This window comes from Chitinophaga arvensicola, from assembly GCF_900110835.1.
Classification (GTDB): Bacteria; Bacteroidota; Bacteroidia; order Chitinophagales; family Chitinophagaceae; genus Chitinophaga; species Chitinophaga arvensicola.
In genome coordinates, this window is sequence record NZ_FOJG01000001.1 from 3,749,889 (window position 1) to 3,771,486 (window position 21,598).

Below are 21,598 nucleotides of genomic sequence, written 5' to 3' on the forward strand. Positions count from 1 at the left end.
TTATGAAGCTATCATTCTTTATTGTCCTGCTCTCCTGTATGCAGGTAGCTGCCACCGGTTATTCCCAGAAACGGATCAGCATCAGCGTAAAGGATACGGAAATTAAAAAAGTACTGGACCGTATTGCCGGCCAGTCAGACGTCCGTTTCCTGTACAGCAACCGAAAAGTAGACCTGCAGCAGCGCATCAGCATCAATGCCGCAGAAGAGCCACTGGCACAGGTGCTCGACAAAGTACTGTCAGGCAGCGGCTTTGCCTGGAAAGAACTGGAAGGCCACCTGGTAGTGATTATCCCGGAAAATACCGCCTGGGAAAATATCCGCGTAAAAGGACATATCTCCGGCGCCGATGATAACGCGTCTCTTCCCGGCGTAACGGTGCAGGTAAAAGGAACGGCTATCGGTACGCTTACCGATGAGAAAGGAAACTTTACTATCGATGCCCCGGCCGGTGGCACCCTGTTATTCCGTTATGTAGGCTATGAACCCCTGGAACTGGCTGTGAAAGCCAATATGGAAGTACAACTCAAAAAATCTTCCAGCGCCCTCACGGAAGTGGTGGTTATCGGTTATGGCGTCACACAGAAAAAAGACCTTACCGGCTCTATCGTCAGTGTAACCCCCAAGGAATTCAATAAAGGTATTATCAGCAACCCCGTACAGGTGCTCCAGGGTAAAGTAGCCGGCCTGGTGATCAGCAAACCGGGTGGTAATCCCAACGGTAAAACCAGCATCAGCCTGAGAGGCGCATCCTCCCTGTCTGCCAGCAGCCAGCCGCTGTTTGTAGTGGACGGTATTCCCGGCATCGATATCAATGCCGTACCTCCCGATGATATTGTGTCTATTGATGTGCTGAAAGATGCCTCCGCGTCGGCTATCTACGGTTCCCGGGGCGCCAACGGCGTTATCATCGTTACTACCCGTCGCGGTAAGGAAGGCCTGGTACAGGTGTCTTACAGCGGGTATGTGGGTATGGAAAAAATGTCCAATACCTACGATGTACTCAACGCTTCCGACTATCGCAAATACCTGAAGGATAACAATATCGACGCATCAGCATTCGACCTCGGTGCTTCCACCGACTGGCAGAAAGCCATTACCCGCACAGGGATCAGCCACAGTCATAACCTGTCGATGAGCGGCGGAAAGGACAATACCCGTTACAGCGCGTCTGTAAACTATCTCAACAATGAAGGAGTGGTGATCAACTCCGGCCTGGAAAGAATGATAGGCCGTATCACGCTGGATCAGGGCGTATTCGATAACCGCCTGCGGCTTGGATTATCGATGAACTATGTAGGCGAAAAAAACAAATACATCGGCACAGATCCCGATGGCAACGGTGATAACCGCATCTGGGAACAGGCTATTTCCTATAATCCTACTGCACCCATTTATAATGCCGATGGCAGCTGGTTCGAAAAACTGGATATCAACGATAACTATAACCCGGTAGCACTGGCCCACCAGATCAAACACCAGCGGGCCATGAATAAGTTCATCGGTTCTGCCAAAGCCACCTATGATATCAGCAAACACCTGACCTACGACCTGTTACTCGGACTGGAGCGCGCTTCCAGCGATCGTGGGTTGTATTACTCCAAGAAATCACCGGTCGTGGAAGGGGCAGGCAGCAATGGTACCGCCACCCGCGCCTCGCAAACCTGGGATAACAAAACACTCGAAACCTATTTTACCTATAACCAGCAATGGGGGAAGAATGTGCTGAAAGCAACCGCCGGTTATTCTTATCAGAACTTCTTTAACAACAGCATGACCGCCGGTAACACCCAGTTTGTATCTGATATTTTCAGCTACAATAATCTCGGTGCAGGTCAGGGTGATCAGCCGGCCGTTGGCTCCGGTGCGGAAGAAAACTCGCTGGTATCTTTTATTGGCCGTGTATTTTACAGTTATAACGATAAATACCTGCTCACCGGTACGGTGCGCCGCGATGGATCTACCCGTTTCGGGAAAGATAAGAAGTGGGGTACTTTCCCTTCTGCCTCCCTGGCATGGCGTATTACGCAGGAACCTTTCCTCCAGAACAGCAGCTGGCTGCAGGACCTGAAATTTCGTGTAGGCTACGGCGTTACCGGTAACCAGGAAATACAGAATTACAAATCACCATTAACGTATAGCCCTGGTGGTAAGGTGCTGGATAATGGCCGCTGGGTGACGTCCTACCAGATCGGGCAGAATGAAAACCCGAACCTCCGCTGGGAGTCTGCCGCACAATTTAACGCCGGCTTCGACTTTACCATGTTTAAAGGGAGATTGAGCGGAACGCTGGAATACTATGATAAGCGCACCAAAGACCTGCTCTTTAATTACAACGTGCCTTCACCGCCTTACCTGTTTCCCTCTATGCTGGCTAACGTAGGTAAAATCAGCAACAAAGGGGTGGAATTGTCGCTGAGCGCCGGTATCATTGAACACAAAGATTTCAGCTGGAATGCGTCTTTCAATATCTCCCGCAACTACAACGAAATCCTCTCCATCGCCAACGACCAGTTTAAGAGCGATGCCATCTATGATGGTACAGTAGGCGCCCGTGGACTCACCGCCGTACAGATCGTAAAAGTAGTACCGGGGTATTCTATCGGCACCTTCTACATTCCTCACTATACCGGTGTGGATGCCAATGGCAACCAGCAGTTTGAAGATATCGACGGCAGCGGCAGTTTCGATTTCCGCAGCGACAGCCGCGTAGCGGGCAACGGCTTACCGAAATACCAGGCAGGACTGGCCAATACCTTCCGCTACAAAAACTTCGATCTGAACTTTTTATTGCGCAGCCTTTTCGGCTACCAGATTTTCAACGCCACCGACCTGGTGCTGAGCGACCGTTTTAGCCGCCTGCCGGGCCGTAATGCCATGGCCAAGTATGCCGACAGCAATATCAAAGGTACCTACGTATCCGACCGGTTTATAGAAAACGGCGCTTTCCTGCGCCTGGATAACTTCTCCCTGGGCTATAGCATTCCAGCCGCCAACAGTAAGTTGTTTGCCAATCCAAGGGTATATATCTCCGGACAAAACCTGTTCGTAATTACCAAATACTCCGGTCTGGATCCTGAATTGCCTATCGACGGACTGGCACCAGGTATTGATAACCGGAACGTATATCCGAAAACACGCTCTTTTGCTGTAGGCTTTACGGTGAACTTTAAATAAAAACCATCGACATGAAATCAACATTCCTGAAATATACATTGCTGACCGGGATGATCTGTTCCCTTTTCAGCTGCACTAAACTCGACGAAACTTTCTACGACCGTGGAACAGACGATAACTTCCTTAAAACAGAAGACGAGCTGAACGCCTTTGCCAACGGTGCTTACGCCAAAATGCGAGGTTACCGCGACAGCTACTGGAAAATGAATGAAGTAACCACCGATGAAACTACGGTGCCCTCCCGGGGAGCCGACTGGAATGAAGGCGGTTTATGGCGCGTATTGATCAGTCATGAGTTCCCGATCACGCATCAGTACATCAATGATATGTGGAACTTTATTTACCGCGATGGCGTGAATCCTGTGAATGCCATCCTGCAAAAGCTGGAAGGCTCTTCGGTAGTACTGCCTACCAAAGACCAGATCATTGCGCAAATGAAAGTGCTGCGTGCATTTCACTATTACCTGGCCATGGATGCCTTTGGCAACGTGCCCGTAGTCACCTCTTTTGAACAGACCGATCCGCCAAAGAATACGCCGCGCGCAGAAGTATTCACGTTCATAGAAAAAGAAGTGAAAGATAATCTCGCTGCCCTGCCCGCCACACTTGATACAAAGAACTATGGCAAAGTGAGCAAGGGAATGGCCTTTATGCTGCTGGCCAAACTCTATGCTAACGCAGAAGTATACACGGGCACACAGCGCTGGGCAGATTGTATTCGTATGTGCGATTCCGTTACTGCTATTGGCTACCAGCTGGAGCCCAGCTACTTCACGAATTTTTCTACCAAGAATGAGAATTCGAAGGAGAACATCTTCGTGGTACCCTATGATGCCATCAATGCCAAAGGCATGATGCTGCATTACCTAACCCTACATTATAACAGCCGTTATACCTACGGTTTACCAAGTTCTCCCTGGAATGGCTGGTGTACACTAAAGGATTTCTACGAAGCCTATGATACGGATGATAACCGCAGAACCATGTTCCTCGAAGGACAGCAGTATGCGCAGGATGGAACGCCCCTGAAAACAGAGCAGGGGGCGCCGTTGATCTTCTCCCGTACTATCGGCGACCTGGCCAATGCCACCCAAACAGAAGGTGTACGTATCGTGAAATACGAAATTCAGAAGAATACACCTTATTCCGATCAGGACAACGACCTGGTGATTTTCCGCTATGCGGATGCACTGATGCTCAAAGCAGAGGGGTTGTTGCGTACCGGTCAGGCCGGGCCTGCACTCACACTGGTGAACCAGGTGCGTGCCCGAAATTTTGAAAATGGGAAGCCGCTGCTGACACTCACGCTGGATAACCTGCTGGCAGAACGTGGCCGCGAGTTTATCTGGGAAGGTTGCCGCCGACAGGATCTGATCCGCTTCGGGAAATGGAACAGCACCTGGCAGTTCCATCCTGCGGACCAACCATTCCGCCAGTTGTTCCCTATTCCACAGGCCCAATTGGATGCGAATCCCAACCTGGTACAGAATCCGGGGTATAAATTATAAAGTATAAAACGGGGAGGGAGTAATCCTTCCCCGTTTTTTGTTCGTGGCATAACCTTTGGCTTTATATAGCATCAGGTAGGTAAATGTTTCACAGCACAGCTGTTTCAGCAGGCGCTTGTAGAAAACTTTACAGCTATTGTGCATTTAATTCTATAGTGTATGGACGAACAATTTCATAGTTACAGTCAGCTGATTTTTGATAAACTGCATGGCTGGCTGGTAATGGCGGTAAAGATGACGCCGAATTTTATACTGGCGGTGCTGGTATTCTTTGTTTTCTTACTGGCGGCGCGTTTTATCCGCAAAATCACCTACAAATTCTCCCAGCGGCTTTCTGAAACGCCTGCCATCTCCAACCTGGTATCCAGTTTACTCTACATTGTGTTGATGTTGATGGGATTATTCATCGCCCTCAATATCCTGAGCCTCGATAAAGCCGTTACCTCTTTACTTGCTGGTGCGGGTATTATAGGGTTGGCTTTAGGTTTTGCTTTCCAGGACCTCACAGCGAATTTCATCTCCGGGATATTTATCACCTTCAAGAAACCTTTTGAAGTGGGCCACCTGATAGAAACAAACGGATTTACCGGACGTGTAGATAATATTGCGCTGAGAGCTACTACCATGATTACAGCAGATGGACTACATGTGATCATTCCCAATAAAGAGATTTTTCAGAAACCTATTATCAATCATTCACTCACTCCTTTGCGGCGTATTACGCTCACCTTTTCCATTCCGTTGTCCGACAAACTGAATGAAGCGGAAAAGATTATGACGGATATTGTAACGGGTATGAAAGATGTGGTGCCGGACCGGCCCAAAACCGTGTGGTACAGCGCTATAGAAGGTGGAACCGTGAAAGTGATCCTGAGTTGCTGGGTGAGCAATGAATCGGATGACGCCTACGAGCGCATTACGCATGAACTGATTACGAAAGTCACTACGTCTTTAAAAGCGGCAGGTTTGATGTAAAGTAAGCCCGGCACACCAGCCGGGCTTTTTACTTTTATGGGTGCAGGGTGTTTTCCTGTCTGTCTTTGCACCAGGGACCATTTCCTTGTCGTATAGCCGTACGCATGAGTACTACATTGGTGATAATGAACAACACGATTACCAGTATCGCCGCTATTTTAGCGAACGTGCGCAGCACAGGCTTCTTTGAAAAGCCACCGAAAATATATCCGATAATGAATACCATGCTGGCGGCGAAAAGCACACGCAGCAGGATAAAAATGCCAAAGAACATATTATTTGTTTTAAAGATTATTTAATTTTACTGAGCAGCAGTTGATCTTCCGCTTTGCCCCAGTGCGGGTACACATCTGTGCCGGGATTGGCCAGTTTGGCCAGACTTTCACCGGCGAGTTGTTTTGCTTTTTCTTTATCACCGCCCCACATTCTTGGGGTATAATATTTCACCCAGGCGGCCACGTATAAAGCGCGTGGATTTTGCGGTTCCAGTGCCATGGCTTTGTCCAGCATCTGCTGGGAAAGCATCCCGTATTTGCGGCCGTAAGTCATAGGATTGATGAATACCTTAGTGCGGTAAATCATGCTGAGCACGGTGTATACTTCTGCCAGTTCCCTGCGTTGCCGGGTGCTGTCGAGCAGTGCGAGCGCCTGTTTGGCCTGCTGTTCACCTCGTTCACTGTATGGCTCAATCTTATCTCCATCGTCTTGCAGGAGGAATCCGATCTTTGCGTTGCACAGCGCCGCATAGTAGGGCGATAACCAGGCGGGGCTGCCACCGGCGCCGGTGAAAGTTTTTTCCAATTGTGTGTAGTCGCTGACTGTTTTAGCCTGATCCAGTTTGTTGACAGCTGCCTGCAGTGCGTCGGATTGTGCGTGGGTGCTGTAGCCTGAAACGAACAGGAGTGCGCTGATGAATAGTTTTTTCATGTTTTCTTTTTTGAGTGATTTATAAATTGTTATTTAAAAAATCGTCGGTCCGGTCGATGCCAAAACTCATAAATACGCCGATGAAGTATCCACGTGTAGCCGGTAGCGCTACCGGCTGTTTATTCGATCCATTGGCGCTGTATTGATAACCGAAAATCTGTTGGGTGCCGAAAATATTATTGACGCCCATGGCAAAGCCGGAGAAGTCTTTCCACTTCCAATGCTTAAAGAAGGAGCAGAGATAAGCCACATGCAGGTTGGCGATGTTATAGGTGCGGGTAGTGCCCTGATCAGTGATGCTGCCATCTTTGATATTATAATAAGGGCGGCCTGCAGCAAAAGCCCAGGAAACATTAACACTGGTGCTGATGTCCTGGAAGAATTTCTTGATGGCCACGGTAGTGGTATGTGATGAAGCGTATGCCGGGCGCAGGGTGTAAGGATTATTAAGATCGTTGCGTTTGGTATCGAGATAGGTATAGGTGATCCAGTAGTCTAGGTTTTTGATACTTTTTTTATCCCGCCAGAAGAATTCAATTCCCTGCGCATAGCCGTGGCCGTTATTGTTCACATCTGGTGTGGTCTTTACCAGTTCGCTGTATTTTTTATAATAGGCTTCGGCGCGGAAGAAGCGGTTGTGGGCTTTTTTCGTATAGTTAAGCACGTAGTGTGTGGCACTGGAAAAGGTTAAATTCCGTTGCAGGTACAGCCAGTCGTTCAGCGGTTCCTGGTAGAAAACGCCATAGGCAATATTGAATTGACTGCCATCCGGCAGACGGTAGGCCATGCTGAGTCTGGGTGCCACTACTGCTTTATGTAGCACGCTGGCATACTCCGCCCTGATACCCGCTTTGGCAGCGAGGTTCGGCGCAAGGTAAATATCGCCTTCGGCAAAGAGGGCGCTGAGTTGATCAGTGAGGGTAAGGGCGCTGTCGTTGCTATGGCCTTTGTCGTGCGTGTAGAAATGTTCTCCGCCTATACGCAGTGCCTGCCCTTTAGGAAAGAAGTGCGAGAATACAATACGTGCCTGGGCGAAATCGCTGCGGATCTGACGAAAGCCTGTTTTACCCGGCACAGGGGTGTTTTTCCAATCCGTAAGACTACCCGCTGTATTGGTTTCGTTGGAACTATATGCTGCGCCGGATTCTACCTTCCAATTGTGCGCCAGCAGGCTACGGAAACTGATATTATTATAGCTGTTCCAGCCACGTACGCGGTAGGTGTAGTTTAACAGGCTGCTATCGATGTCGGGGTTGCGCATGCCCACATCGCTGTAGGTCCAGTTGCTGTAAAGCTTGAGTATACCTGTTTTTCCGGTGCGGATCCTGAAATTAAAATTGCCATCTGCATAAGCCGGGCCAGCATAGTAATCTGGTTTTTGTGGCACTATGCTGTTATAAACAGATTGATTGCTGTAATTCAGGTTAGCGCCATAACTGCTTTTATTATTTTGAGCAAGATGTTGGAAGCCGGCGCCGAGGTTAGCTGGAAATACGCTGAAACTGGCGGAGGTCTTCTCCGGCAGGTCGGTGCTTTCCATAATAAGGGCGCTGCTCATAGCGCCGCCATACAGGGCGGAGTAGCCACCGGAACTGAAAAGGATTCCTTTAAACAGGAAAGGATTAATGCGGGCATATTGCGGAATGCCGGGAACAGCCGGGTAGTTGGGTGTTTTTAATAAGGTGCCGTCAATAAACTGGCGGGTTTCATCGCCGGTACCGCCTCGGACAAAGAGTCCCGATTGCTCGCCGATCTGTTGTGCCCCCGGAAGGGAACGCAGTGCCTGTGTGATGTCGGCGTTGCTGCCCGCTACGGTAACAGCATCGATGGGCGTAAGGGAAGCGCCTTTGGCTTTATCGCTCGCTTCAAAGGTACCGGCGCTGATGACCACTTCAGATAAAGCACGTTTGCTTTTGATCGTGGTGTCTGGTTTATTTTGTGCGCCGGCGGTAATGGCAGTGAGTAAAAGGAATGTGAACCCTGTTTTCATGATGCTGTACGGTTATAACAGCAAAGCTAGGGTGGGGGAAGCGCGGGATTTTTACAGAGTAGACACGATGGGAAAGTGTGGCGACAAAACGGGTAAGGCTCAGGATTCCAGTAGGCGGTTAACATTCTCTTTAAAGAATTCGCTGACGGGAATTTCCAGGGCGCCTATGCATACGAGATCTCGTTTGATGGTGGTAATTTTCTTTACTGCCACGAGATAGGATTTATGTGTGCGCACAAAGGCACCGGCCGGGAGTTTCTCTTCCATGGCCTTCATGGTCATGCGGGTAAGTATGGGCTTGGGATGATTGGTGAGATGGATCTTGATATAATCTTTCAATGCTTCAATATAGGTAATCTCTGCGGTGCGGATCTTTACCTGCGTGTATTCTACGTGTACGAAAAAGGAATGTTCTTCGATGGCGGCAGGCGCATTTCTCAGGCGGTATAACTCACTCGCACGGTTACACGCTTTCAGGAACCGTTCAAATGAAAAGGGTTTAAGCAGGTAGTCTACCACCTGGAGATTGAAGCCTTCCAGCGCATATTCTTTATAGGCCGTCACGAGGATCACCATAGGAGGCTGTTGCAGCGATTGCAGCAGTTGCAGGCCGCTGAGCCGGGGCATCTGTATATCCAGGAAAAGCAGATCAATGGGTTCCTGCTGTAGTACTTCCAGCGCTTCCATGGCATTGCGGCATGATTTCACCAGTTGGAGGAAAGGTACCTGACGGATATTATCTTCCAGTAGTTCCCTTACCAGTTGTTCATCATCTATAGCAAGACAGCGTATCATGTAAGAGACAGTATTAAAGTGACCTGGAATACCGGTGGTTCGTTCCGGATCTGTAACTGATGCCGGTGAGGGTAGAGCAGTTGCAGCCGGGTTTTAACATTGGCCAGTCCGATGCCGGAATTTTCATCTTTGCTGGCGTTTGGATCGTTGTCGTATCTGTTTTGTACTTCAAAGGTAAGCACCTCTTTTTCCAGGAACAATTGTATGTCGATGGACGGATTGGGCGTATAGCCGCTCCCGTGTTTAAACGCATTTTCCACAAAGGGAATCAGCAGCATGGGCTCAATGGTAAAAGCGGCGGTATCCCTGCTGCCGGCGATCCGGGTATTTACAGCTATCTCCTGGCCAAAACGGAGTTTTTGTAAAGCGATATAACTGTTGAGATACGTCACTTCTTCAGATAATGCCACTTTCTTCCCGGTATCGTAGAGCATGTAGCGCATCAGGTCGGAGAGCATGAGCAACGCAGGTTCCAGCTGATCGGATTTTTTCCGGGCCAGCGAAACAAGATTGGTTAATACATTGAAGAGGAAGTGCGGACTTACCTGTGAACGCAAAAATTTCAATTCGCTGCTGAGTTGCTCGGCCTGTTGCTCCTTCTGCGCTTTCTCTGCCTGCAGTTTGTCTTTTATCCGGCAGTAAATCAGGCTGATCGCATAAACGACGAAAGAAGGTGCGAATACAAACCGGTAGGTACCTGGATCATGCTGTACCGCCGGAAACCATTGTGCCATAATTGCGTACTTCAATGGAAAAGAACCACCGATCAGTACGATCACAGCCGGGATGTATGCCCACCAGTAGTGCTTGTTCCAGAGCCGGGGATAGAGCACCAGCGCATGCAGGTAGAAGATACCGATATGGATAACGCCACAGATCGTAAAGAACGATCCGGGGATACTGCCGATACTGTAATCGTGTGCAGCATTGGACACGAGATAAGGCAATAGCAGTACCACACTCCAGAGGAGGATATGGAGCGTAAGGATGATTTTTTTTACAGAGATGTTTTTCTTCATGATGCTGCCTGATAAAGCTACTGATTTTTCCAAAGCTAACGGCATCGCGGGCATTACGGATGGAAGGGGAGATATGACAGGCAAATGTGCCCGCTACACCGGTATTTGTGGAGACGGGCAAGTATTTATTACATTCAGGGAAAATACCATTACTATCGGCGGATGCAATTGGTACCTTTGAAATGGTTATGAAACAAAAAATCCTGTTATGATAAAACGCAGTATAGGGATACTCTTTTTGCTGTTGAGCAGCTCCCTTGTTTTTGCACAAAAGTATGAGGCCAACTGGGCGTCTCTCAATAAACGGGGTATCCCGGACTGGTTCAATAATGCAAAATTCGGCATCTTTATTCACTGGGGCGTGTATGCTGTTCCTTCCTATGCAGTGGTGGGGCCGGGTGGTTATTCGGAGTGGTACTGGTACAACCTGAGAGGCACTAAGGAAGGCTCCCATTCTCAGGTGCAGGCCTTTCACGATAAAAACTACGGCAAAGATACGCCGTACGAAAATTTTGAATCACAGTTTACAGCCTCCCTGTACAACCCACAGCAGTGGGCAGAGGTGTTTCGCCGTTCCGGTGCTAAATATGTAGTGCTCACTTCCAAGCATCATGAAGGCTATTGCCTGTGGGATAATAAACAAGCCAATGAGTCCTGGGGGCATTCCTGGAATGCTGTGACGGGAACGCCTAAACGCGATTTACTCGGCGATCTGACCGAAGCGGTGCGCAAAGAGGGATTAAAGATGGGCTATTACTATTCCCTGTACGAATGGTTTAACCCGCTGTGGCTGAAAGATCGCCAGCGCTATGTAAAAGAAGTAATGACGCCACAGTTCAAAGACCTGGTGACCCGCTATAAGCCCTCCGTTATCTTTTCTGACGGAGAATGGGAGATGTCGGATACCGCGTGGCAAAGCCCTTCTTTACTGGCCTGGCTGTTTAATGAGTCTCCGGTAAAAAACGAGGTAGTGGTAGATGACCGCTGGGGAAGTAATACCCGTGGCAAAAACAACGGCGCCACTTACCTGACTTCGGAATATGGTAGCGGCATGCAGCCGGGGGTGATCTGGGAAGAAAGTCAGGGCATCGGCCAATCCTATGGCTACAACCGTATGGAAACCGCCGACGACTACAAAAAGAGCAGTGATCTGATCCTGATGCTGGTAGACATTGTATCAAGGGGAGGTAACCTGCTGCTCGATATAGGCCCCACTGCCGACGGGCGTATCCCGGTGATCATGCAGCAGAAACTGCTGGACATCGGTAAATGGCTGGATGCCAACGGCGAAGCCATTTATGATACAAAACCCTGGAAGTTGAGCCAGCAATGGAGCAGCGGAAAAAAGCCGGAAACAAAAGGAGAGGCGTATATGTCCGGTTACAGCATTACCCAGCTGGTGAAGAAATCAGCAGAACATGCCAATATAGAATTATTCTTTACCAGGAAACCGGGCGCACTGTATTGCTTTGTACCGGCTTATCAGCCACAGGTGCTGATCCGGGACTATACGCCTGCAAAAGGATCCGTAGTGAGTGTATTGGGTACTTCAAAAGCCGTAAAATGGAAACAGCAGGGGAAAGATTGTGTAGTGGATCTTTCGGGATTACGTCCTGGTGATGTACCCGATGGAATGCTGGTAATGAAGATAAAAGGATAGTATATCTGCCGTGATAAGAAGAGGGTTGTCCAGGTATTAACCGGGGCAGCCCTCTTTTTATAGGCGGGGATCGTATCTTTGCGGCGAAGACAGCCGGAAACCTGCTTCCCATTTTTAGTACAAATAACAACCATGGTACATTCTTTTTTAATGGTTGGCCAATCCAATATGGCTGGCCGTGGGTTCATAAAAGAAGTGACACCCATTTATGATGAACATATAAAAATGCTCAGAAACGGCTTGTGGCAAACAATGTCAGAGCCCATCAATTACGACCGGCCGGGTGCTGGTGTTGGTCTGGCGGCCTCTTTTGCAGCTGCCTGGCGTTTAAAGCATCCAGGTGAGCAGATAGGTTTGATTCCCTGCGCCGATGGAGGTACCAGTCTTGACGACTGGGCCGTAGGCGGTGCATTGTTCGATCATGCGGTTGCCCAGGCAAAACTGGCCCAACGGATCAGCGCACTGGACGGCATTTTGTGGCACCAGGGCGAAAGTGATTGCTCTGTTGAGCGCGCGGCTGCCTATGGCGAAAAGTTCGCGGTTATCGTGAATGCCTTCCGCAAGGAATTGAATGTGCCGGATATTCCGCTCATTATAGGCGGAATAGGCGATTACCTCACGAAGGGTATCTATGGTAAATACTTTGAGACATATCCCCTGGTAAATCAGGCGTTGCAACAATTTGCAGGTCACACGCCTCATTGCTATTTTGCTACCGCCGCTGGGTTGACTGCCAATCCGGATGAGATCCACTTTAACGCTGCTTCCCAACGGGTATTAGGAGTCCGCTATTTCAAAGCATTCGATGAGCTGACGGATGTTACCGTGCCGCAGGCCGATGAAGCAGATATCCTGCAAACTATTTACGACCGGCCGCTTACAAAAACGGAACGGACGAAGTTGCTGGAGAACAGTTTTGCCGCCGGAGTATTATCGCTGGCAGACTACCAGGCGGAGTTATCGAAATTATAATATACTTGCTGAATAACAGGAAGGGGGCGTCTCAATATCAATTGAGACGCCCCCTTCCTGTTTATGAAGAGCAGTTCTATCAGATCGCCTCAATAGAGAAGCGCCTGGTCTTTTCTTTTTTATTGTATTCAGACACCATTACATGCCCTTCTTTGGCAGGGAAAATGTATGTTTCCAGGTTACCGTCTTTACGGGAAATAGTACGCAGTACTTTCTTCTGATCAACACTATAGAAGTTAATGTTCTTCTGGTCGGTAATGATCAGATAAGTAGACTTGGTATCCGAAGAGCTAACGGTATAGTACGATTTATTGTCGGCCAGCAACAGCGAGTAATTGCAGGGCATACCACGACTGGGCAATACCGGGATGGTGTTGTCGACCGACAGCGCGCCATCTGGTGTTTGTTTGATCACCATCGCATCACGGATAGTGAATTTCCGGGTACCAAAATAGCCCAGCATGATGGGGGAAACAATCACCAACGGTACAGTAGCTACTTCGGCAGCGACCAGACCTACGTTCATTCTTCTTTTTAAAGCTGATCCGGTAAAATAGGTATTGCCGGAGTAGTCTTTAAAAGAAGGTCCTGCCAGCAGGTAAGATTTATTCGCATGCAGCCTGCCTTTTGAATTGGCAATAGGATTTTTTACATCATTCCAATAGTTATAAACGTGTTTGATACTATCTTTTTTGCGGCCGTCGATATTAACGGTAAACAGCCCCAGGTAATTTCCTTTGGCGATGGATTTATAGGTAACCAGTGCACGGTTTCTGCGGGGATTGATGATTTTACCAGACACAAATGGTTTGCCGGATACCGGATCATTTGAGAATGCCTGCACCTGCAGGGGATTGCCTTTTTTGTCTTTCAGGTAATATTTGGGGATAGAGGTGCTGTCTTCCAATCCATAACCAAATACATAGAAGCCACCACCGTGTTTCTCATCTTTTTTCTGCAACAGGAAATATACATCATGACCGGATACGAGCATGTTGTAATCTCCTTCTTCACCGCCAATTTTCTTTTGCCAGGTCTGGTTACCTTTGATATCATAGATGTAAAGGAATTTTCCCCGGTCATCGCCAAAGAAACAGGCAAATCCTTTTCCGGCAATATTGCTTACGCGCAATGGTTCTTTCAAACCACCGTTACCGATGTCCAGCTGACCTTTTCTATATTCTGTTGCGAGGTCTACGCCTACTTTGATGGTATTGGTTTTTAATACTTTTCCGGTCAGGTCAATGAACTGTGTAAATACGGCCATGTAACCTTTGGATACCGCTTCACGGATTTCTTTCCTTTTTTTAATGGCATGTCCGAGGAGGTTACTTTTCATGTACGACAGGCAGAGTACTTCCTGCTCGAAGGCTACAGAACGAAGATCCAGTTTCATTTCCCGGAAATTCACTACGCCAATGTCGTTCAGGTTTTCATCCATGATCGTGATCTTGTAGTTAAAGGAATCTTTGTCGGCTTTTTCAAGTTCAGTGAAAACGAGGTAGCCTACCAGTGTTCCGTCCTGGCTGATAGTTCTCATGCTGGAAGACATTTCATTTCCAACTTCTTTGAAAACTTTTGTTTGGGCAAACGTACCGGTTATTGTGAAGAACAATAAGGTACATGCTACGATGAGCTGTTTCATGTGTGCAGATTAGGGATAAATTGTTACAGTATTATTTTTTTGAAAAAGGTGTGGCAAATTCGCAGTATAAACTCCTGGGATGATTGCTGGTAAAAGCTTTGGCAGCCTTTTGTTTATCATTGTCGTCGTTTTCTGAGAGTAATGTACGCATAAGGGATTTGAAGCCTTGTTCGGCTGGCGTCATGCTGCTCCAGAAATTAGCTTGTTGCAGGGTGTTATAAAACTCTTCCAGTTTTTGTCTCGGCATTTGCTCGAACATCGTTTCCAGTTCGTAGTAATTTTTGGAGATGTATTCTTTTGGTCTGATGTTGATCGCGTTAAAACGATTGAGTTTTTTATCGGCATAGTATAACCCGGAAACAACATTATGGAACATAAAGTCGTACCACGGATCGGTGTTGCCTTTGTCTTTTTCCAGTAGCAGGCGATACAGACAAGCCGTCATGTTGCCGTTGCAATAGATACTCCAGACCATCATTTTCATGGACTTATCTTTCAATGCAGCCGGTACGGGGGTAAACGTGCTGTTGGGTGATTGCAGACTTTTTGTTTTGTTATATCTTTCCTGGCAGTCCGGGTGCGTTTTCAGCGAGTCTTCCAAACCAGCTGTGCTGGTATTGAAGCTGTAGTTTTTGGCAGACAGCCCCTTGGTGCGTTTTACCATCCAGCTATCTTCCACTGTCAGTTGATAGGCGGCGAAGTAATCTTTCACATTTTTCTTTAATGGTTGACGGTATTGGATATCTGCACTGTCGAGTCGCAGGAAGAACGATGGATCAATTTCAATCCGGCTGTTTTTAAGCAGGATCAGGGCCAGTGAATCGGCATCTCCTTCGTGATAGCGCTGATGCCTGCTTCTGTCGAACGAATAGCCTTCAAACACTTTTTTCAGGCGGGTGAGGCGTTCGTATTTCGAATCCAGTACTGCGTTCAGCGATTGTTTGTATTCATCAGAAGTGAGCCATTCCGCTCGTTTTTTCATACCGTTTTCCGGATGCATCATGATGTTGTGCGCCAGTTCATGCGCCAGTACAAGTGCCAGCTCCTCCCTGTTCTTTACAAACGCCAGCAGGCCGATGTTTACCGCAATCATATCGTTACCGGTAGCATAGGCATTCACAGAGGTGCTGCGGTCTATCATCAGGAAAGGCTTATGCGCGATCAGTTTCGGGTTGGCACGTACAATCTGGCTGATAACCCCATCAAGGTAATTATAAATGTCAGCCTCATATACATACCCATCATTTTCAATGGCTTCCGTAATGAAATCAGTGCGGCCGTCCCAGATTTCCTTGTATTTCCGCTGGGTCTCCTTTTCTTTATAGAAAGAAGGACAACTCCATGCTTTTTTCAGGGAATCTTTCTGGCGTTGATAGTAGAAGTGCGAAAGATCTTGATAACTATACAATGTCTGGCTTTGGGCTATAACAGTGCAGGTCAGCAGTACGACTGCTGTTAAGGTAAGGGATCGGTAAATTGACATAAGTATCGGGTAATGACTATGCGTCAAAGATAGGAAGGAATTATCTGAATTGAAAAGTGCTGATAGTTGTATTTTTTGGGGCTAGAGAAGATGATAAACTAAAATTTTACCGCTCTAATAGTTTTATTAAAAAATTATTTTAAAAAGTATATTTTTAAAGGCACAGCAAACCAATATCTCTTTCAATGGTTTCCAGATTCCGCTATTTGTTGATAGCCTCCACGTTTATACTATCCTGTAAGTCCAGGAATTCCACGCACCGTACCTGGCAGGTATATGGTGGCAGCAAGGAAAATATTCATTACAGCGCCTTAACGGAGCTGGACACCAATAATGTTTCGCAGCTGAAGGTAGCCTGGGCTTACCATACAGGCGACTCTGCCGAAAGAACCCAGATCCAGGTAAACCCGGTAGTAGTGGGACAGCGCCTTTATGGCGTATCGCCCCAGTTGAAACTGTTTGCCGTAGATGCCGCTACAGGAAAGGTGTTCTGGGTGTTTGACCCGGCGAAGTTATCAGGATCCCCGCTCCAGGTGAATGCATGCCGGGGCGTTACCTACTACGAAAAGGAGGGCAGGGAACAGCGGATCTTTTATACGGCAGGCAGCCGGCTTTATTGTGTAGACGCGACCCAGGGTACACCGGTACCGGCATTTGGAGATAGTGGCTTTGTAGACCTGCACCGTGATATGGGGCGTAATATGGATCAACTGGATATTACCTCCACCACGCCGGGCATTATTTATAAAGACTTACTGATCGTAGGCACAAGGGTAGGTGAGGCTGCAGGCGCTGCGCCTGGCTATATCCGGGCTTATGACGTGCATAGCGGGAAACTGACATGGATTTTTCATACCATACCGCAACCAGGAGAGGAAGGTTACGACTCCTGGGAAGATACCACCGCCTGGCAGCATACCGGCGGCGCCAATTCCTGGGCCGGATTCAGCCTGGATGAAGAAAAAGAAATTGTGTTTGCACCGGTAGGATCTGCTACCGATGACTTCTATGGCGGCAAAAGAAAAGGGAATAATCTTTTCGCCAATTGTGTACTGGCATTGGATGCTGCTACCGGCAAAAGAATCTGGCACTTCCAGACGGTACACCATGATCTGTGGGACCGGGATCTGCCCACCGCGCCTATGCTGGTGACAGTGACCAAAGACGGGAAGAAAGTACCTGCCCTGGTACAGGTAACCAAAACAGGTTTTATCTTTTTACTGGATCGCTATACCGGTGTTCCTTTGTACCCGGTCACAGAAAGGCCTGTACCCGCAGATACAGCGTTGCCGGGAGAACAGGTATCGCCCACACAGCCGGTGCCCACTTTCTTTGCGCCGTTTGTGCGGCAATCGCTCGCGGAGAAAGACCTGAACCGGCTGGTGCCGGATTCTTCCTACGCAGATATACGTGCACGACTGGCCACCTACAAAACCGGGCAGTTATTTATTCCACCTTCGAAAGAAGGTACGGTGATTTTTCCTGGCTTTGACGGAGGAGCAGAGTGGGGTGGACCGGCCGCCGATCCGGAAACCGGTATTATGTATGTGAACGCCAGCGAAATGCCCTGGATATTGACCATGGTGGCTGCCGGCACAGCCCCTGCGCCGGCAAAGGAAACGCAACTGCAGGCAGGCAAACGCCTGTATACCGCTAACTGTATGTCCTGCCATGGACCGGAGCAGAAAGGCGGCGGCGCATTTCCATCTCTCGTAAATATTCAGACAAAATATTCAGATACAACCTTTATGCAGCTGGTAGCTACCGGCAGACGCATGATGCCCGCTTTTAAACAGCTGGATGAAGCCGAGAAAAAAGCACTGGCAGTATTTCTATTGAAGATAAAAGGAGCAGAACAAACGTCGTTTATGGCTACCCGTAAAAACGATGATGCCTATACGAATCTTCCCTATCATACTACCGGGTATAATAAATTTTTAACGAAAGAAGGCTACCCCGCAGTAATGCCACCCTGGGGCACCCTGAGCGCCATTGACCTTCATACAGGCGCATTGCTCTGGAAAGATACACTGGGCGATTACCCCGAACTGAAAGCAAAAGGTATCCATAGTGGCACAGAAAATTATGGTGGCCCGGTGGTAACAGCGGGCGGCCTGTTGTTTATTGCCGCTACGGCCGACAGCAAGTTCCGGGCTTTCAATAAAAGAACAGGACAGCTGTTGTGGGAAACAGATTTACCGGCATGTGGATTTGCCACGCCTGCCGTGTATGAGGTAGCCGGTAAACAATATGTAGTCATCGCCTGCGGAGGTGGTAAACTGGGAAAGAAATCCGGAGATACCTACCTCGCATTTTCACTATAATAACAGATCATTCCACCTTTAAATATCTTTTACTATGAGCATTTCAAGAAGAAGTTTTCTGTTGCAGGGAAGCCTGGCGGTTGCCGGTGCGGCATTCCTGCCAAAAGGTTTGCTGGCTGCCAATGCGGCGAAGCCATTGCTGGGAATACAATTGTATTCTATCCGCGAGGATATGAAAAAAGATCCCTCCGGTACGCTGAAACAGCTGGCGGCCATGGGCTATAAAAATGTAGAACATGCCGGCTACAGCAAGCGCCAGTTCTACGGCTACAGCGCCAAAGAATTTAAAAAACTGCTGGACGACCTGGGATTACTGATGCCGAGCGGGCATACCGTGATGGGAAAACAACATTGGGATGCTGCAAAAAAAGATTTTACAGATGAATGGAAGTATACCGTGGAAGATGCCGCCATCGTGGGGCAGCACTACGTAATCAGCCCATGGCTGGATGAAAGTCTGCGCAAGAACTATGATGACTTTAAAGCCTATATGGATGTATTTAACCGGAGCGGCGCCCTGTGTAAAAAATCAGGAATGAAGTTCGGGTATCATAACCACGATTTTGAATTCAGTCAGCAGCTGAACGGCAGGAAAATATTTGATCTTATTCTCCAGAATACAGACCCGTCACTGGTAGCACAGCAGCTGGATATCGGCAATATGTACCACGCCGGTGGTATCGCCCTCGATATTATCAAGCAATATCCCGGTCGTTTTGAACTGATGCATGTGAAAGATGAAATAAAAACAGACAAAGGCGAAATGGGTGGAAAATACGAAAGCACGGTACTGGGTAAAGGTATCATACCAGTAAAGGAAGTAATTGACCTGGGTAAGAAAGCCGGTGGTACACATCATTTTATTGTTGAGCAGGAGTCCTACCAGGGTCAGGCGCCGTTGGATGCTGTGAAAGAAGACCTGGCCGTAATGAAAAAATGGGGCTACTAAATGAAACTACGGACTATAACGATTGGTATATTGACAATGGTGTTACCTGCGGTGCTTTGCGCGCAGCAGGTAACATGGCTCGGAGCAGAGAAGGAGCTGATAGCCGGTCCGGCCTCAACGGACCGGCGGGCGCAGTGGCTGGATACGCTACAACAGTGGCGCACCAACGAAAAGAAACGCTTGTCTTATAACGGCAACGAATATAGCAGGAAGGAATTCAATTGGGTGCAGCAAACCTTTATGTTTGCACAGGTAATGGCGCACGACCGCTTCCTGTATGATACGGCCACCCGGCAATACACGGTAGACCGTTTCCTGGACGACCTTGAAAAACGCTACGGTGGCCTGGATGGCGTACTGATATGGCCCACTTATCCGAATATCGGCATCGACAACCGCAACCAGTTCGACCTGGTGGCGGATATGCCCGGTGGTAAAGCAGGAATACAGCAGATGATCCGTGCGTTTCACCGGCGGGGAGTGAAGGTATTCTTTCCTATCATGATCTGGGATCATGGAACACGCAGGATAAGCATTCCGATGGCTGCAGCGCTCACCGGTGAGATGAAAGAGCTTGGTGCAGACGGCTTGAATGGAGATACGATGAATGGCGTTAGTGAGGACTTTAAAGATGCGTATACCCGTGCGGGTTACCCGCTTGTATTGCAGCCCGAGATCCATATCGGAGATCTGAAAATGGTAGAATGGAACACGATGAGCTGGGGCTATTACTGGTTGAAATGGGGAAGCCCGGAATTCAGTTATATACCAGGCGTGAGTGTATATAAGTGGCTGGAGCCACGGCACCAGGTACATGTTACCGACCGCTGGTCGGTGAACAAAACCGACGACCTGCAATATGCCTTCTTCAATGGTGTAGGTTACAATACCTGGGAGAACATCTGGGGAATCTGGAACCAGTTGCCCGACCGGTATGCCTTTGCCATTCGCCGTATCCGGCAGATTTATCGCTTTTTCCCGACGGTATGGAGCAGTGAAAACTGGGAGCCGCATATACTCACGGAGCAACCCGGCGTATTTGCGTCGGCATTTCCTGGTAATAACGTGACTGTCTATACGCTGGTTAACCGCGATAGCGTGGTAAAGCAGGGGGCTCAACTGGCGCTGCCGTTCGGCGCGGGCGATCGTTATTATGATGTGTGGAATGGGCGGCAGTTAAAGGCAACCGTGAAGGATGGTAAGGCATATCTCGATTTTAGTATAGAGAAAAATGGTTTTGGTGCGGTAGCGTTGGTGAAAAATAATGCCACACTGCCTGGACTATCCGCATTCCTGGGCGTAATGTGCCAACAAGCCAAAACACCGCTGGCCGGTTTAAGCGGAATTTCACTTCCTTTGCAGCAGCGTCAAACGCTCATTCCTGCTACTAAGAAGTATCAGCAGCCGCCGGAAGGTATGGTCCGGATACCGGGCACAGACCAGTATCATTTTGAATCGGCTGGAGTGATGATAGAAGGCAATGAGTTACCGGAGGCGATCGGGGTGCAGTATCCCTGGGAGTCGCATCCGCAACGTGTTCACCGGCATGGGATGAAGCTACCGGCATTTTACATGGATGTGTACCCGGTAACCAACCGTCAGTACAAACAGTTCGTACAGGCAACCGGGTATCATCCGGCGGATGACCATCATTTCCTGAAGGACTGGCAACATGGAAATTATCCTGATGGTTGGGCAGAAAAGCCCGTAACCTGGGTAAGTATAGAAGATGCAAGGGCCTATGCCACCTGGGCGGGCAAAAGATTGCCCCATGAGTGGGAATGGCAGTATGCGGCACAGGGCACAGACAACCGTCAGTATCCCTGGGGGCAGGAAGCCGACTCGCTTCGTATACCCGTGCCGGATACTACCCGGGAACGCAGACCACCTACTAACGTAAACGCATACCCGGCAGGCGCCGGTCCGTTTGGGGTGAAAGACCTCACCGGCAATGTATGGCAATGGACCGATGAATATACGGATACGCATACACGTTCCGCTGTATTAAAAGGCGGCAGCTATTATCGTCCGCAAACCTCCTATTGGTATTTCCCGCAAACGCCTAAACTGACGCAGCATGGGAAGTACCTCTTGGTATCACCGGGCATGGACCGTTCGGGAACGGTTGGCTTCCGTTGTGTGGCAGACGCAGAATAGGATCGCCGGAGCCGGCAA

Annotated in this window: 15 protein-coding genes; 8 read left to right on the forward strand and 7 right to left on the reverse strand. The window is 48.7% G+C overall.

Features of this window, described 5'->3' with window-relative positions:
- The first annotated feature begins 2 nt into the window (after positions 1-2).
- The 3 genes from BMW79_RS15495 to BMW79_RS15505 all read left to right on the forward strand — a co-directional run bounded on the left by BMW79_RS15495 (position 3) and on the right by BMW79_RS15505 (position 5,659).
- A complete protein-coding gene (locus BMW79_RS15495; RefSeq protein WP_177192182.1) occupies positions 3-3,176 on the forward strand; it encodes a TonB-dependent receptor in 3,174 nt (1,057 codons plus the stop codon).
- Between the two features lie 11 nt (positions 3,177-3,187).
- Complete coding sequence (locus BMW79_RS15500; protein ID WP_089896231.1) at positions 3,188-4,684, forward strand: RagB/SusD family nutrient uptake outer membrane protein; 1,497 nt, start codon at positions 3,188-3,190, stop codon at positions 4,682-4,684.
- 159 nt (positions 4,685-4,843) lie between these two features.
- Complete coding sequence (locus BMW79_RS15505) at positions 4,844-5,659, forward strand: mechanosensitive ion channel family protein (protein ID WP_089896234.1); 816 nt, start codon at positions 4,844-4,846, stop codon at positions 5,657-5,659.
- A gap of 34 nt (positions 5,660-5,693) precedes the next feature.
- Here BMW79_RS15505 and BMW79_RS15510 read toward each other — a convergent pair whose 3' ends face one another.
- The 5 genes from BMW79_RS15510 to BMW79_RS15530 all read right to left on the reverse strand — a co-directional run bounded on the left by BMW79_RS15510 (position 5,694) and on the right by BMW79_RS15530 (position 10,390).
- A complete protein-coding gene (locus tag BMW79_RS15510; protein ID WP_089896236.1) occupies positions 5,694-5,933 on the reverse strand; it encodes a hypothetical protein in 240 nt (79 codons plus the stop codon).
- Between the two features lie 17 nt (positions 5,934-5,950).
- A complete protein-coding gene (locus BMW79_RS15515) occupies positions 5,951-6,586 on the reverse strand; it encodes a hypothetical protein (RefSeq protein ID WP_089896238.1) in 636 nt (211 codons plus the stop codon).
- Positions 6,587-6,605: 19 nt separating this feature from the next.
- Positions 6,606-8,576 carry a TonB-dependent receptor plug domain-containing protein gene (locus tag BMW79_RS15520; protein ID WP_089896240.1) on the reverse strand — a complete coding sequence of 657 codons (1,971 nt, stop codon included), beginning with the start codon at positions 8,574-8,576 and terminating at the stop codon, positions 6,606-6,608.
- A 99-nt stretch (positions 8,577-8,675) separates the two neighbouring features.
- Positions 8,676-9,371, reverse strand: a complete 696-nt coding sequence (locus tag BMW79_RS15525; RefSeq protein WP_089896241.1) for a LytR/AlgR family response regulator transcription factor — start codon at positions 9,369-9,371, stop codon at positions 8,676-8,678.
- On the reverse strand, positions 9,368-10,390 hold the full coding sequence (locus tag BMW79_RS15530) for a sensor histidine kinase (protein ID WP_089896243.1): 1,023 nt from the start codon (positions 10,388-10,390) through the stop codon (positions 9,368-9,370). Before BMW79_RS15530 ends, BMW79_RS15525 begins: the two co-directional genes overlap by 4 nt.
- A gap of 208 nt (positions 10,391-10,598) precedes the next feature.
- On the opposite strand from BMW79_RS15530, the gene BMW79_RS15540 reads away from it, so the two are divergent.
- Complete coding sequence (locus tag BMW79_RS15540) at positions 10,599-12,050, forward strand: alpha-L-fucosidase (RefSeq protein WP_089896248.1); 1,452 nt, start codon at positions 10,599-10,601, stop codon at positions 12,048-12,050.
- A 132-nt stretch (positions 12,051-12,182) separates the two neighbouring features.
- Entirely contained in the window at positions 12,183-13,022 is an 840-nt protein-coding gene (locus tag BMW79_RS15545; RefSeq protein ID WP_089896250.1) for a sialate O-acetylesterase, read from the forward strand.
- Positions 13,023-13,101: 79 nt separating this feature from the next.
- Here BMW79_RS15545 and BMW79_RS15550 read toward each other — a convergent pair whose 3' ends face one another.
- Both BMW79_RS15550 and BMW79_RS15555 read right to left on the reverse strand, forming a co-directional pair.
- The gene (locus BMW79_RS15550; RefSeq protein ID WP_089896252.1) at positions 13,102-14,667 is read right to left on the reverse strand and encodes a DUF6770 family protein; all 1,566 of its coding nucleotides are present in this window, start codon (positions 14,665-14,667) and stop codon (positions 13,102-13,104) included.
- Between the two features lie 31 nt (positions 14,668-14,698).
- Positions 14,699-16,150 carry a M48 family metalloprotease gene (locus BMW79_RS15555; protein WP_089896254.1) on the reverse strand — a complete coding sequence of 484 codons (1,452 nt, stop codon included), beginning with the start codon at positions 16,148-16,150 and terminating at the stop codon, positions 14,699-14,701.
- Between the two features lie 185 nt (positions 16,151-16,335).
- Here BMW79_RS15555 and BMW79_RS15560 point away from each other — a divergent pair, with 185 nt between their 5' ends.
- The 3 genes from BMW79_RS15560 to BMW79_RS15570 are packed head-to-tail and all read left to right on the forward strand — an operon-like array spanning position 16,336 to position 21,580.
- Positions 16,336-18,474 (forward strand): outer membrane protein assembly factor BamB family protein, encoded by a 2,139-nt coding sequence (locus tag BMW79_RS15560; protein WP_089896256.1) that lies wholly within the window; start codon positions 16,336-16,338, stop codon positions 18,472-18,474.
- A gap of 34 nt (positions 18,475-18,508) precedes the next feature.
- Positions 18,509-19,423, forward strand: a complete 915-nt coding sequence (locus tag BMW79_RS15565; RefSeq protein ID WP_089896258.1) for a sugar phosphate isomerase/epimerase family protein — start codon at positions 18,509-18,511, stop codon at positions 19,421-19,423.
- The gene (locus tag BMW79_RS15570) at positions 19,424-21,580 is read left to right on the forward strand and encodes a formylglycine-generating enzyme family protein (RefSeq protein ID WP_089896260.1); all 2,157 of its coding nucleotides are present in this window, start codon (positions 19,424-19,426) and stop codon (positions 21,578-21,580) included.
- The last annotated feature ends 18 nt before the right edge of the window (positions 21,581-21,598 follow it).

What these genes read in the sequence shown, in the direction of transcription:
- BMW79_RS15495 (WP_177192182.1), top strand. Translation starts at nt 3, where the DNA reads ATGAAGCTATCATTCTTTATTGTCCTGCTCTCCTGTATGCAGGTAGCT.
- BMW79_RS15500 (WP_089896231.1), top strand. Translation starts at nt 3,188, where the DNA reads ATGAAATCAACATTCCTGAAATATACATTGCTGACCGGGATGATCTGT.
- BMW79_RS15505 (WP_089896234.1), top strand. Translation starts at nt 4,844, where the DNA reads ATGGACGAACAATTTCATAGTTACAGTCAGCTGATTTTTGATAAACTG.
- BMW79_RS15510 (WP_089896236.1), bottom strand. Translation starts at nt 5,933, where the DNA reads ATGTTCTTTGGCATTTTTATCCTGCTGCGTGTGCTTTTCGCCGCCAGC.
- BMW79_RS15515 (WP_089896238.1), bottom strand. Translation starts at nt 6,586, where the DNA reads ATGAAAAAACTATTCATCAGCGCACTCCTGTTCGTTTCAGGCTACAGC.
- BMW79_RS15520 (WP_089896240.1), bottom strand. Translation starts at nt 8,576, where the DNA reads ATGAAAACAGGGTTCACATTCCTTTTACTCACTGCCATTACCGCCGGC.
- BMW79_RS15525 (WP_089896241.1), bottom strand. Translation starts at nt 9,371, where the DNA reads ATGATACGCTGTCTTGCTATAGATGATGAACAACTGGTAAGGGAACTA.
- BMW79_RS15530 (WP_089896243.1), bottom strand. Translation starts at nt 10,390, where the DNA reads ATGAAGAAAAACATCTCTGTAAAAAAAATCATCCTTACGCTCCATATC.
- BMW79_RS15540 (WP_089896248.1), top strand. Translation starts at nt 10,599, where the DNA reads ATGATAAAACGCAGTATAGGGATACTCTTTTTGCTGTTGAGCAGCTCC.
- BMW79_RS15545 (WP_089896250.1), top strand. Translation starts at nt 12,183, where the DNA reads ATGGTACATTCTTTTTTAATGGTTGGCCAATCCAATATGGCTGGCCGT.
- BMW79_RS15550 (WP_089896252.1), bottom strand. Translation starts at nt 14,667, where the DNA reads ATGAAACAGCTCATCGTAGCATGTACCTTATTGTTCTTCACAATAACC.
- BMW79_RS15555 (WP_089896254.1), bottom strand. Translation starts at nt 16,150, where the DNA reads ATGTCAATTTACCGATCCCTTACCTTAACAGCAGTCGTACTGCTGACC.
- BMW79_RS15560 (WP_089896256.1), top strand. Translation starts at nt 16,336, where the DNA reads ATGGTTTCCAGATTCCGCTATTTGTTGATAGCCTCCACGTTTATACTA.
- BMW79_RS15565 (WP_089896258.1), top strand. Translation starts at nt 18,509, where the DNA reads ATGAGCATTTCAAGAAGAAGTTTTCTGTTGCAGGGAAGCCTGGCGGTT.
- BMW79_RS15570 (WP_089896260.1), top strand. Translation starts at nt 19,424, where the DNA reads ATGAAACTACGGACTATAACGATTGGTATATTGACAATGGTGTTACCT.